11 protein-coding genes are annotated in these 13147 nt (G+C 69.7%); 3 read left to right on the top strand and 8 right to left on the bottom strand.

From position 1 onward, the window contains the following. Window positions 1-4 precede the first annotated feature (4 nt). From ACE3SG_RS24940 to ACE3SG_RS24905, 8 genes are all read right to left on the bottom strand, one after another. On the bottom strand, window positions 5-472 hold the full coding sequence (locus ACE3SG_RS24940; protein WP_374568944.1) for an N-acetyltransferase family protein: 468 nt from the start codon (window positions 470-472) through the stop codon (window positions 5-7). A gap of 2 nt (window positions 473-474) precedes the next feature. Then, entirely contained in the window at window positions 475-1641 is a 1167-nt protein-coding gene (locus ACE3SG_RS24935) for a PLP-dependent aspartate aminotransferase family protein (RefSeq protein ID WP_374568943.1), read from the bottom strand. A 109-nt stretch (window positions 1642-1750) separates the two neighbouring features. Continuing rightward, entirely contained in the window at window positions 1751-3160 is a 1410-nt protein-coding gene (locus tag ACE3SG_RS24930) for a pyridoxal-phosphate dependent enzyme (protein WP_374568942.1), read from the bottom strand. 140 nt (window positions 3161-3300) lie between these two features. After that, window positions 3301-3750, bottom strand: coding sequence for a helix-turn-helix transcriptional regulator (locus ACE3SG_RS24925; RefSeq protein WP_374568941.1), 450 nt, complete (start codon window positions 3748-3750; stop codon window positions 3301-3303). A gap of 187 nt (window positions 3751-3937) precedes the next feature. Beyond that, window positions 3938-4864 carry a LysR substrate-binding domain-containing protein gene (locus ACE3SG_RS24920; protein WP_374568940.1) on the bottom strand — a complete coding sequence of 309 codons (927 nt, stop codon included), beginning with the start codon at window positions 4862-4864 and terminating at the stop codon, window positions 3938-3940. A gap of 42 nt (window positions 4865-4906) precedes the next feature. Further along, entirely contained in the window at window positions 4907-8407 is a 3501-nt protein-coding gene (locus tag ACE3SG_RS24915; protein WP_374568939.1) for a hypothetical protein, read from the bottom strand. A gap of 95 nt (window positions 8408-8502) precedes the next feature. Then, window positions 8503-9093, bottom strand: a complete 591-nt coding sequence (locus ACE3SG_RS24910; RefSeq protein ID WP_374568938.1) for a hypothetical protein — start codon at window positions 9091-9093, stop codon at window positions 8503-8505. A 171-nt stretch (window positions 9094-9264) separates the two neighbouring features. After that, complete coding sequence (locus ACE3SG_RS24905; RefSeq protein ID WP_374568937.1) at window positions 9265-9822, bottom strand: HNH endonuclease; 558 nt, start codon at window positions 9820-9822, stop codon at window positions 9265-9267. 290 nt (window positions 9823-10112) lie between these two features. Between ACE3SG_RS24905 and ACE3SG_RS24900 the strand changes: the two genes are divergently transcribed. The 3 genes from ACE3SG_RS24900 to ACE3SG_RS24890 are packed head-to-tail and all read left to right on the top strand — an operon-like array spanning window position 10113 to window position 13140. Further along, complete coding sequence (locus ACE3SG_RS24900; protein ID WP_374568936.1) at window positions 10113-10823, top strand: TetR/AcrR family transcriptional regulator; 711 nt, start codon at window positions 10113-10115, stop codon at window positions 10821-10823. 32 nt (window positions 10824-10855) lie between these two features. Then, window positions 10856-12652: an acyl-CoA dehydrogenase C-terminal domain-containing protein gene (locus ACE3SG_RS24895; protein ID WP_374568935.1), complete on the top strand. Its 1797-nt coding sequence runs from the start codon at window positions 10856-10858 to the stop codon at window positions 12650-12652. A 26-nt stretch (window positions 12653-12678) separates the two neighbouring features. Further along, on the top strand, window positions 12679-13140 hold the full coding sequence (locus tag ACE3SG_RS24890) for a DUF2147 domain-containing protein (RefSeq protein ID WP_374568934.1): 462 nt from the start codon (window positions 12679-12681) through the stop codon (window positions 13138-13140). Window positions 13141-13147 lie beyond the last annotated feature (7 nt).

The following is a 13147-nucleotide window of genomic DNA, read 5'->3' as shown; positions in this document are numbered from 1 at the left end:
GGGCTCAGCCAGCCGGTTTTGAAGCGCCGGCCTCGCCGGCCTGCATCTCGTAGCCGTGTTCGTCGGTGCCGACGATCACGAAACCCAGGCGCTCGTACAGGTGTCTCGCTGGGTTGTGGGTCAGCACCTTCAGCTTCAGCGCGACGCCCGCGGCGCGCGCTTCGGCGACCAGGCCACGCACCAGCGCCGCCCCGATGCCGCGGCCCTGCTGCTCGGGCAGCAACTGCACCTGGATGATCCACCACTGGTGCGGCTCGCGGTGCAGCTTCCACAGCCCGACCGGGCGGCCCTCGACCTCGACGACCTGGGCCTCGTCATAGAAATTGCGCACCCGCGCCTCCATCTCGGCCGACGTCTGGACGATGCCGGCCGCACGGTGGTGCGGGTCCATCGCCACTTCACGCAGGCGCAGCAGAAAAGGCACGTCGGCCTCTTCAGCGGCGCGCAGCGTGAAGGTGGGCGGGGTGCTCAACCTCAAACGGCTGCCAGCGCCCGGGTCAGCTCGTCTTGCAGGTCCTGCACGTCTTCGACGCCGACCGACAGGCGGATCAGCGTGTCGCCGATGCCGAGCTTGGCGCGCTGCTCGGCCGGGATCGACGCGTGGGTCATGATGGCCGGGTGCTCGATCAGGCTTTCGACGCCGCCCAGGCTCTCGGCCAGTGCGAACAGCTCGCAGGTTTCGAGGAAGCGGCGCGCGCCGGCCAGGTCGCCCTTCAGGTCGATCGAGATCATGCCGCCGCCGGCGCGCATCTGCCGCTTGGCCAGCGCGTGCTGGGGGTGGCTCTCCAGCCCCGGGTAGTGCACCTTGGCGACCTTGGGCTGCGCTTCGAGCCACTGCGCCAGGTGCAGTGCGCTCTGCGAGTGCCGCTCCATGCGCAGCGCCAGCGTCTTCACGCCGCGCAGCGCGAGGAACGAGTCGAACGGCCCGGCGATCGAGCCGATCGCGTTGTGCAGGAAGGCCAGTTGCTCGGCGATCTCGGCGTGGCGCGGCTCCTTGCCGACCATCGCGACGCCGCCGACCACGTCGGAGTGGCCGTTGAGGTACTTGGTGGTCGAGTGCACGACGATGTCGAAGCCCAGTTCCAGCGGGCGCTGGCCCCAGGGGCTGGCGAAGGTGTTGTCGGCCACGGCCAGCAGGTTGTGCTGGCGCGCGATGCCGGCCACGGCTTCGAGGTCGATCAGCTTCAGCAGCGGGTTCGACGGCGTCTCGACCCAGACCATCTTGGTGTTCGGGCGGATCGCCGCGCGCACCGCCGCCGGGTCGGTCATGTCGATGAAGCTGAACTGGTGTGCGGCGCTGCGCCGGCGCACGCGCTCGAACAGGCGGAAGGTGCCGCCGTACAGGTCGTCGCTGGCGATGATGTGGGCGCCGCTGTCGAGCAGCTCCAGCACCGTCGACATCGCGGCCAGGCCCGAGGCGAAGGCGTAGCCGCGCTGCGCGTTTTCCAGGTCGGCCACGCAGCGCTCGAAGGCTTCGCGGGTCGGGTTCTGCGAGCGCGAGTACTCGTAGCCCTTGTGAACGCCGGGGCTCGACTGCACGTAGGTCGAGGTGGCGTAGATCGGCGGCATGATCGCGCCGGTGGTCGGGTCGGGGTGTTGCCCGCCGTGGATCACGCGGGTGTTGAAGCCGTGTTCTTTCATGTTGATAAAAGCATGTTGGTGGAGGGTGAGCCGGCGACGGGCCGCTCCCTAGCCGGCTCGTTCCCCTCGGGGGACGGACCGGAGCGAAGCGGAGGGCCTAGGGGCGCGTTTATGCGAGATTTCTCCGCAGGTGGTTCAGCAGGTCGAAGCGGGTGATGAGACCATAGAAGCCGTCGCGGTCGGCGATCACCGCGACCAGGCCCTGCTTCAGCGTGGCGGTCAGTGCAGCAATGCCGGCAGTGGGCGACAGCGTTTCGACGCGCTCGCTCATCGCGCTCTTCACGGTCTCGCGGAAGCCGGCCGCGTCGCCCTGCACCCGCAGCAGCACGTCCGACTCATCCAGCAGGCCGACCAGGCGGCCATCGACCAGCACCGGCAGCTGCGAGATGTCGGCCGCGCGCATGCGCTGGAAGGCGGTCAGCAGCGCGTCGTCGGGCGACACGCTGACGACGGCGTCGTCTTCCATCCGGCGCGAGATCAGGTCACGCAGGTCACCCACCACTGGGCGCTGCAGCAGGCCCTGGTCGAACATCCACGCGTCGTTGTAGACCTTCGAGAGGTAGCGTGTGCCGGTGTCGCAGACGAAGGTGACGACGCGCTTGGGCGTGGTCTGTGCGCGGCAATGGCGCAGCGCCGCGGCCACCAGCGTGCCGGTGGACGAGCCCGCGGCGATGCCCTCGCGTTTGAGCAGCTCGCGCGCGGTGCTGAAGCTCTCGGCATCGTCGATCGTGTAGGCGTGCTTGACGCCCGACAGGTCAGCGATCGACGGGATGAAGTCTTCGCCGATGCCCTCGACCGCCCACGAGCCGGCCTGGCCGATGTGGCCGGTGGCGATGTAGTCGCACAGCACCGAGCCCTTCGGGTCGGCCAGCACGAACTCGGTCTGCGGGTCGACGCGGTTGAAGTAGCGCTTCAGGCCGCTCAAGGTGCCGCCGGAGCCGACGCCGCAGACGATCGCGTCGACACGGTGGCCCATCTGCTGCCAGATCTCGGGCGCGGTGGTGGTCTCGTGCGCCAGCGGGTTGGCGGGGTTGTTGAACTGGTCGCTGTACCAGCTGTTCGGGATGTCCTTGGCCAATCGGGCGGCCACGTCCTGGTAGTAGGCGGGGTGGCCCTTGCCGACGTCGGAGCGCGTGATGTGCACCTCGGCGCCGAGTGCCTTCAGGTGCAGCACCTTCTCGGCGCTCATCTTGTCGGGCACCACCAGGCACACCTTGTAGCCCTTGGCGCGGGCGACCAGCGCCAGGCCCAGGCCGGTGTTGCCGGCGGTCGCCTCGATCACCGTGCCGCCGGGCTTGAGGCTGCCGTCGCGCTCGGCCGCTTCGATCATCGCCAGGCCGATGCGGTCCTTGATCGAGCCGCCGGGGTTTTGGGATTCGAGCTTCAGGAAGAGCTGGCAAGGGCCGGTGTCGAAGCGCGTGACTTGGAGCAGCGGGGTGTTGCCGATCAGGTCCAGCACCGCGGGACGCGATGTGGTGTCGAATGTCGACCCGCAGGCCGTGGCAGGGATGGTCGTCATGTGTCTCCGGAATGGCTGTGGCCCCGAGGGCGGGTAATCCCCCGGGGCGTGGGCTTGTGCGCTGGTTGCGCAGGGGTGGTCAGCATACGCCGAGCCGCACGCGGCTCGATATGCGGGCCGCGCATGTCGGCGCTTGTCGCCTAAGAAGACTGACGGGCGCGCCAGTGCGACGGCGGAACGCCCAGCCGCGCGGAGAACACGCGCGAGAAGTGGGCCTGGTCGGCGAAGCCGCAGGTGGCGGCAATTTCACCCAGCGGCAGGTTCGGCCGCTGCATCAGCTGCAGCGCCAGCTCGATGCGGCGCTGCAGCAGCCACTGGTGCGGCGGCACGCCGGTGGATGTGCGAAAGGCCCGCGCAAAGTAGCTGGTCGACAGCCCCAGCTGCGCCGCCACATCGGCGATCGAGATCGGCAGGCCCAGGTTCGTGCGCATCCAGTCGCTGGCGCGGCGCAACTGCCACGGTGCCAACGCGCCGGGCGGTGTGGCCGGCATCGGCCCGTCGGCGGGTGCGAGGTCGGGCGTGGTCGCTGCCGACGGCCAGGCCAGTGAGGTGCGTTCCGCCAGGAGGGTGTCGATGTTGTCGCAGCGCATGGGGGTGTCTGTGGGCCCGGTGATCTTCCCGGCCCGCGCGGCGTTGCACCAGCCGGGCCGGCACTTAAGAAAAAGCACCGGGCGGTCTAAGTGGAATCACCAGGGTGGTGGCCTCGCGCGGGCGGCCGCACCCGCGGCCGCGACGAACGGCTGACCACCGAGATGAATGGTCGGAGTGCGGCGACGCCTAACCGGGCTTGGACTGCGCCGCCACGCCTTGCGGCAGGCTGCGCACCAGCTCGGTCAGCAGCTGCGCGGCGTGGCGCTGCAGTGGGGTCGCGCGCTTATGGGCCGAGGTGGCCAGGCACAGCACGCTCACCAGATCGGGCTCGACGATCGGCTGGGCCAGCAGCTCGTCGGCGCGGCCCGAGGCGACCACGGCACTGGCGTTCAGCACCGCATGGCCGTAGCCGGCGCAGACCAGGTCGATGATGGCCGCGATGCTGGAGACTTCCCACGCGATGTTCAGCGTCAGCCCCGCCAGCGTGGCCTGTGATTCGATCAGCCGGCGGATCACGTGCTGGCGCTCGGGCACCACCAGCGGGTAGCGCGCGAGCGATTTCAGCGCCACCGTGCCGCGCGCCTTGCCTTCGGCGCTGCGGGCGGCGCTGACCAGGCACAGCGGCTCTTGCAGCAGCGGCTGGATCGTCAGGTTGCTGGCCGCCTCGGGGTTGTAGACCAGGCCCAGGTCGACCCGGCCGGTGGCCAGCCATTCGGCGATGTGCGACGACAGGCCTTCGACGATCGCCAGGCGGGCCTTCGGCAACTGGCGCCGGAAGCCGTCGATCAGCGGCAGCGTCAGCTGGCGGCCGATGCTGGGCGGCAGGCCGATCGTGATGCGGCCGATCGGTTCGTCGCGCTGCGCGCCCATGTCGTCACGCGCTTGCGAGACGTGGTTGAGGATCGCCACGCTGTGCTCGAACAGGCGCTGGCCCGCTTCGGTCAGCGTGACGCCGCGGCCGTTGCGCAGCAGCAGGGTGTCGCGCAGCTCGACCTCGAGCGCGCGCACCTGGCGGCTCAGCGCCGGCTGCGCAATGTCCAGCGCCAGGGCGGCCTTGCTGAAGCTGCCCAGCTCGGCGACGCTGACGAAGTATTCGAGTTGCTTGAGGTTCATGCGGCGGGGTGGCGCCTTGATGATACGGCGCCACCCCGCGGGTCACGGCCTGGGCGAGCCGGGCTGGAAGTACAGCGCGGCCTGGCCTTCGACCGACTCGCGCGCGGCCGGCGACAGGTACCAGCCCAGCGGCACCAGGTCGCCGTTGTCGAGCTGGTCGTAGAACAGCGGGGTGGGCGCGTCGGGCTGGTTGGCCAGCTCGGCGGCCAGGGCGGCCGGCGCCTGGCGGCCGTGCGCACCGATGCCGGACACGTTGACCAGCGCCACCGCCGGGCCGAGCAGGTCGGCCAGCAGGTCCAGCCGATGGCGGTTGGCGGCGCGCAGCAGGTCGGCGTTCAACTCAGCGTCGCTGGGGTGCACACGCGGATCGAGGCATGGCACCGGCGGGCCGTCGAGCGGCGCGCGCTCGCAGTCGATGCGCGGCTGGCCGTTGCGGATCAGGATCAGCCGCGCCTTCCACGGTGGCGGCAGCCAGCCCTGCAGGCTGCGCCACAGGTCGGCCAGGCTCGCGGTGCCGCTGTTGTCGTGGTAGCCACCATCGGCCAGGTGGCCGCGGGTGCGGGTCTGGCCGGGCTCGGGGGGCAGCGCGGCCAGCGGGTTGATGAACGGGAAGCGGGCCGAGCTGTGGGCCGCGGTGATCAGCGGCGGCCAGGCGCCGAGCTCGGCCACCAGGTCGTGGCTGGCCGGCAGGTCCAGGCCGTCGAGTGTGCCGAGCACCGCGCGGTTGCCCGATTCGACCCAGGTGCTGTTCAGCAGCATCGGCGGCACGCTCGGCGGGTTGCCTTCGGAGCTCGGCAAGTCGCCGAGCGAATCGCCGAGGTGGCCGAACTGGCGGATCCATTCGCGCTCGAACGGTTGGGCCCGGCTCAGGTGCACGCAGCCGGGCTGGCTGCAGGCCAGGTCGAGCGGGCCGAGCTTCATCGTCGTCGGCAGCACGCGGGCAAAGGCGTCTTCGAACATCAGCCCGCCGATCAGGGGCGACAAGCCGTCGAGCTGGCGGAAACCCGTCTCGACGCAGGCGCGGACCGAGTAGCTGCTGGCCACGAGCGGCGCGTCGACGCCGCTCGGGGGCGGTGGCGCCGAAGCGGCCGAAGCGCCCGGTGGCGGCACCGCGCTGGCTGATGAAGCGGCGTCGCGCGTGTGGGCCAGGCAGGCGCGGTAGACCGCGATGCCGACCGAGCCGCCGGAGACACCGCTCAGCGCGGCGATGCGCTTGTCGATGGTCGGGTCGGCGTCGTGCAGCCGCGCCAGCACCTGCGCCGTCCAGTAGGCGCTGCGGATGCCGCCACCTTCGGCCGCGATCAGCAGCACCTCGGCCTGGCCGGGGGGCGGGTTGGCCGGCAGCTCCAGCACCCAGCTGCCCAAGGCTTGGCCGGGCGGTTGGCGCGGGCCGGGGCTGCGGGTGTCGGCCCGCGCGACCAAGGGTGCGCTGCTGCGGTCGACCGCTTTCAGCGCCAGCGTGGCGAACACCGCCAGCGCCACCGCGACCAGCCCGCGCACGAGGTTGAAGCGCGGGGCGCTCCAGCGCGGGAACATGCGGTTCGGCCCGTCGTGCGGGTAGCAGAACAGCAGCCACTGCGCTGCGCCCATCAGCACCAGCACGCCCATCGCATTGATGCCATGCCAGCGCAGCGTGGCCAGGTCGGCCGAGCGGGGCGCGGTCAGCGGCAGGCGGTGGTTGTCGGCCCAGCCCAGGCCGGCGAACAGCGCCACCAGCAACAGCAGCAACAGGCTCCATGCGACGGCGCGGCGTTGCTCGGCCAAGGTCAGCAGCCCGGCCACGCCCAACCACCAGTTCAGCGACAAGGCCAGCAGCGCGATCGTGGCCGGGGCCTGCGCCGTCACGTCCGGCCGCCAGGCCATCACGACGCGCAGCGCCGCCATCAGCAGCAACGCGATCAGCGGCCAGATGACCGGGTGCACCAGTGGCGAGAACCAGCGCATCAGCAACCGGGCCAGCGGCGCCAGCGCGCCGAGCCAGCGCTGGCTGCGCTGGATGCAGGGCGCGTCGCCGGGTGACGGCGCGCCGGGTGCGTGCAGCCCCTGGCGCTGCTTCAGCACCTCGGAATCGCCCCACAGCAGTTTGTAGAAATCGGGCTCGCTGTTGTAGTAGTGGGCTGGCTCGGCCAGTGACAGGCGCCGGCGCAACTGCAGCAGGAACAACCCGAAGCCCAGCGCCGCCACGCCAAAGCCCAGCAGCCCGATCAGCGTGCCGCTCAGCTGCCCGGCCACGGTGCCGGGCTGGGCCGCGCGCAGGCCGGCGGTGATCGCGTCGCCCACGGTGTAGGCCACCAGGCCGGCGACCATCACCAGCGGCACCAGCGAGATGGCCCGCGCCCAGCCGCGCGCGAACGCGCCGACGCGCGCCGGCACCCCCGTGCCGCCACCCAGCGCCAGGCCCGGCCTCTGCACCATGCCGGCCAGGCGGGTCCACAGCCAGCACGAGTAGGCCAGCATGCCGACCGCGACCGCGCACAGCCCCTGCACCAGGCGGCGCCAGAGCAGGGCCGTGGGGCTCGCGGCGGGGTCGGGGTAGGCCAGGCCGAGCAGCACGTCGCGGCATTGGTCCAGCACCAGCGTGAACAGGCCGAACATCACCAGCACCGCCAGCACATAGCGGCTGCGCCCGATCACGCCGGCCACCCCGGCGCGCCAGCCGGCGCGGGCCATGGCCTCGTTGCGCTGGTGGCCTTGCGCCAGGTCCAGGTCGAGCCCGAACCACCAGACCAGCGAGCCGATGACGATCGGCAGCAGGGCCAGGCCGATCATTGCGGGCTTCCACTGGTGGGCCCAGGCCCACGGGGCGGGCAGCGCGGCCTGGGCCGCCCGCTGGCAGGCGGCAGGCGCATCGGCCAGGCCCACCAGCGCCAGCACCGTGACCACACCGGCGAGCAGGGCGCCCAGGCCGAGGCACAGCATGCCGTCGCGGCGGTCGGCCGGCGCGCGGGCCCAGCGCCACAGCACGGCCAGCAACAGCAGGCCGATCACCAGGCTGCAGCCGGCCGCCCAGGGGCTGACACCCAGCCGCAGTGCGCCGGCGAAGTTCTCGGCCAGGTCCACCAGCACCAGCACGGCCACGCTGCCGGCGCCCAGCCACGGCAGCACGCGCGAGACGGTTTGTGCGATCAGGCCCGGCCCCGGTTGCAAGGCATGGTGCAGGCAGCGCCCCGTGGCCAGGAACAGCGCCGCGTACAGCGGCACGAACAGCGCACTGTCGACCAGCACATAGGCGGCGGCACTGCGCCAGCGCAGCGCGAACTGGCACCACAGGTTCACCGCGGCCGACACGCTGTCGCCACGCGACCAGCCGAGCAAATCTTCGATGCCGTAGCCCGACGGCAGGCGCAGCGCGAACTGGGTGGTCAGCAGCGCCAGCGCGACCAGGCCGCTGCCGGCGGCGAGCCAAGCCAGCGGGGCGATCGAGAAGTCAGCCTCGCGGCGGTCGCCGCCAAAGCCACCTGATGCGGACCAGCCGCCACCACCGTCACCGCCCGTCGTCTCGCCGGGTTGCAGAACCGCCGTGTCGCCATCTGCGATCGCCATCGCACGCTCCTCGCCGCTGGGGTGGGCGCGAGCATAGTCGGCGGGTCAAGGCTTGCCATCCCCTCGATGGGGCATGGCGTGGCGGGGCGCCCCGGTCAGCGTGGGGTGTAGATCGGCGCCGAGGCGCCTTGGGCCGGTGGTTCGGCCGGCCGGGCCGGCGAGGCCACTGGGGGCGGCAGCCGCGGCGCGGTGACCTGATGCTCAGGCGTGCCGGCGGGGGCGCGTGCCACGCGAGTGCGGCCGCCGCCCATCACCAGCACCACCTGGTCCCCTTCGCGCAGGTCTTCGACAGATTTGGCCTGCATGATCGAGCGCCGTTCGCCATTGCGCAGCTGGACGACGATCTCCCAGCCGGGCTCGGTGGCCGCGTCGCGCTCAATCGCGTCGCCGATCAGGGCGCCCGCCACCATGCCCACCACGCCCAGCACCATCCCCTCGCGCCAGCCGCCGACATTGGAGCCGGCCACGCCCCCGGCCACCGCGCCGATCGTGGCGCCCGCGCCGGTCTGGTAACCACTCTGCACCATCACCGGGCGCAGGCTCAGCACGGTGGCGTCGACGATGTGCGAAGCACGCTGGGTGGCATAGTGGGGAACGGCGTCGGGGCGGGCGACGACGCAGCCACTGAGGGTGACGACAGCGGCCATGGAGACCAGTGCGGCGGCGGAGAAGGGATTGCGCTTCATGGCGACGGCGGGGGGAGAGCCTGGGTCAGGCGATGAATGGCCAACGAAAGCCGGGCCGGCCGCGTTGACACAGGTTGAATCAGATTCTGAGCAGCAGGCGCGATGGAAGTTCGGCCGCCGGGTAAAGAACTGTGTCGCCGCGCTCGACCGAGCGTGCGAACTCAGCCCTGCTCAATCATGGAGCCGGCTGTTGCGCGGCACGCTGGCCAGCAGAAAGTCCATCTGGTCGGCCAGGATGCGGCGCCCGCGCAAGATCATGTCCTCGTGCAGGCTGGGCACGTAGGGCAGGTACATCAGGCTCATCCGCGCTTCTTCGGGCAGGCGGTTGCCCTTGTGGCCGTTGCAGCCGCGGCAGGCGGTGATGCAGTTCATCCAGCTGTCCTGCCCGCCGCGCGACACCGGCACGATGTGCTCGCGCGTCAGGTCGTCGAACGCGAAGCGGTGGCCGCAGTAGGCACACATGCCGCGGTCGCGGACGAACAGCTTCGGGTTGGTCAGCGCCGGCGACTGGCGCCAGGCCCGCGAGGGCACCGCGCCGCGCACCGCGATGATCGGGTGCACCTCGATCCGCGACTGCACGCCGGTCGTGCGCTGCACACCACCGCGCAGCACGTGGCAGGTGTCGCCCAATGTCCAGGCAATGCTGTCGCTGGCATAGAGCACGGCCGCTTCGCGGACCGTCATCCATGCCTGCGGTCGGCCGGACACATCGAGCTGCAAGACCTCCATGAGGGCGCACCTTCGCTTCACCCGTGGTGGGTTCAGCGCACAGCATAGCTCGCTTGCGTGACAAGTCTCAACCCGTGGCTTTGTGGGCGCGCTGCGTTTGGCACGGCATCGGGCCCGGCGTTTTCACGGGTAAACCCTCGCCTGTGCCGCATTTGCTGCAGCATCTAGGCCAGCAACCCTAGAAAAAGTCTCGTCGACAGACGCGCACGACCCAGCGATTTCTGCAAAATAGAACGATCGTTCGTTTCTTGCCTGATCCCGGCCCACGGGCCACCCACCAGGTCTTCGCCGTGTCGTCACTGCCTCTCGAACCCCGCCGCACCGGCAGCACTGCCCGCTCGCTGCAAAAAGGCCAGGCCACGCGCGCCAACATCCTGGAGGCGGCGCTGGCGCTGGCGTCGAACATGGGCCTCGAAGGCCTGTCGATCGGCGCGCTGGCCGAGGTGACCGGCATGAGCAAGTCGGGCGTGTTCGCCCACTTCGGCTCACGCGAGGAGCTGCAGATCTCCGTGATCCGCGAGTATCACGCCAAATTCGAAGAAGAAGTCTTCTTCCCCGCGATCCGCGAAGAGCGTGGCCTGCCGCGCCTGGTGGCCCTGTTCGAGAACTGGGTCAAGCGGGTCGCGGTTGAAATCGATTCGGGCTGCATCTACATCAGCGGCGCGGTCGAGTTCGACGACCGGCCGGGCCCGGTGCGCGATGCGCTGGCCGACATGGTGCTGGCCTGGCACCGTGCGATGGGCCGCGCGATCGAGCTGGCGGTCGAGGTGGGCGATCTGCAGCCCGACACCGACCCGGGCCAGATGCTGTTCGAAGTGCACGGCCTGATCCTGGCGCTGCACCACGATGCGCGTTTCCTGCGCAGCCCGGGCGCCGTCGAGCGTGCGCGCGTCGGCTTCGCCCGCACGGTTTCCCACTACGCCATGCCGGGCGCCGTCGACCGCGTGTCGCTGCCGTCCTTGCATTCCCCCACGGCCCGGGTTTCAAAAGCCAGCCGATAACTCGTCCATTTCCCCCGTCTCAAGGAGTCACCATGGCCCAGTACAACCCGCCCCTGCGCGACATGCAGTTCGTGCTGCACGAAGTGATCGATGTGGTCAACGAGTTCAAGGGCATTCCGGCCTATGCGGACGTGGACGCCGACACCATCAACGCGGTGCTGGAAGAAGGCGGCAAGTTCGCATCGGAAGTGCTGTTCCCGCTGAATCTGAGCGGTGACGCCGAAGGCTGCACGCACGACAAGACGACGCACGCGGTCAAGACGCCCAAGGGCTACAAGGAGGCCTATGCGAAGTACGTCGAGGGCGGCTGGCCGGCACTGAGCTGCGACCCGGCCTTCGGCGGCCAGGGCCTGCCGCACACGGTGAACCAGTGCTTCTACGAGATGCTCAACAGCGCCAACCAGGCCTGGACGATGTACCCCGGCCTGAGCCATGGCGCCTATGAGGCGCTGCAGGCCCACGGCACCGAAGAGCAGAAGAAGACCTACCTGCCCAAGCTGACCAGCGGCGAGTGGACCGGCACGATGTGCCTGACCGAGCCGCACTGCGGCACCGACCTCGGCATGCTGCGCAGCAAGGCCGAGCCGCTGGGCGACGGCACCTACAAGATCAGCGGCCAGAAGATCTTCATCTCCGCCGGTGAGCACGACATGGTGGAGAACATCATCCACCTGGTGCTGGCCCGACTGCCCGATGCGCCGCAAGGCTCGAAGGGCATCTCGCTGTTCATCGTGCCGAAGTACAAGGTCAATGCCGATGGTTCGGTGGGCGAGCGCAACGGCATCCACTGCAACGCCATCGAGCACAAGATGGGCATCCACGGCAACTCGACCTGCCAGCTGATCCTGGAAGACGCGATCGGCACGCTGGTCGGCGAGCCGAACAAGGGCCTGATGGCGATGTTCGTGATGATGAACGCCGCCCGCCTGGGCGTGGGCAACCAGTCGCTGGGCCTGACCGAAGTGGCCTACCAGAATGCGGTGGCCTACGCGAAAGACCGCATCCAGATGCGCTCGCTGTCGGGCCCCAAGGCGCCGGACCAACCGGCCGACCCGATCATCGTGCACCCGGACGTGCGCAAGATGCTGCTGACCGCGCGCGCCTTCGCCGAAGGTGGCCGTGCGCTGGCGATCCACACCGTGGTGCAGCTCGACAAGGCGCTGCACGACGAAGACGAAGACGTGCGCAAGCAAGCCGACGACGAAGTCGCGCTGCTGACGCCGATCATCAAGGCCTTCATCACCGACAACGGCTGGCTGGCCACCTCGCATTGCATGCAGGTCTTCGGCGGCCACGGCTACATCCACGAGTCGGGCATGGAGCAGTACGTGCGCGATGCCCGCATCAACATGATCTACGAAGGCACGAACACCGTGCAGTCGCTCGATCTGCTGGGCCGCAAGATCCTGTCGGACAACGGCAAGAAGCTGAAGGCCTTCGGCAAGAAGATCGCCGCGTTCGTCGAGGAAGAAGGCATCCGCGAAGACATGCAGGAGTTCATCAACCCGCTGGGCGACATCGGCGACAAGGTCACCAAGCTGACCACCGAGATCGGCATGAAGGCCTTCGGCAACCCCGACGAAGTGGGCGCCGCCGCGGTGGACTACCTGCGCGTCGTCGGCCACATGACCTTCGCCTACTTCTTCGCCCGCATGGCCAAGGTGGCGCTGGACGCGCAGAAGGCCGGCAAGACCGACCCGTTCTACACCGCCAAGCTGGTCACCGCGCGCTTCTACTTCGCCAAGCTGCTGCCCGAGACGGCCGGCCTGATCCGCAGCTGCCGCGCTGGCCTGCAGCCGCTGATGGCGATGGACGAAGCGCTGTTCTGAACCGTCACGCCCGGAGGAGACAAGACATGCAAAAACATACCATCACCCGCGCCCTGCTGGCCGCCGCCTTGTTGGCAGCCGGCCCGCTGGCCTGGGCCGACACCACCTCGCCGGTCGGCCTGTGGAAGACCATCGACGACGCCTCGAAGAAGGAGAAGTCGCTGGTGCGCATCATCGAGGCCGGCGGCGTGCTGGTCGGCAAGATCGAGAAGCTGCTCGATCCCAACGAAAAGTCCGACGTGGTCTGCGACAAGTGCAGCGACGAGCGCAAGAACCAGCCGGTGGTCGGCCTGACCATCATCCGCGGCGTCAAGCAAGACGCCGACAACACGGCCTTGTGGGACGGTGGGGACATCCTCGACCCCGCCAACGGCAAGGTCTACAAAGTGCGACTGAAGCCGGCCCAGGACGGCAAGGCCCTCGAAGTGCGTGGCTTCATCGGTGTACCGATGTTCGGCCGTTCGCAAACATGGATCCGCGTCGAATGACGCCTGA

Source organism: Ideonella sp., assembly GCF_041914305.1.
Taxonomy (GTDB): Bacteria; Pseudomonadota; Gammaproteobacteria; order Burkholderiales; family Burkholderiaceae_C; genus Ideonella.
The sequence above is the reverse complement of the archived record's forward strand: the minus strand, read 5'-3'. Positions and strand labels throughout refer to the sequence as shown.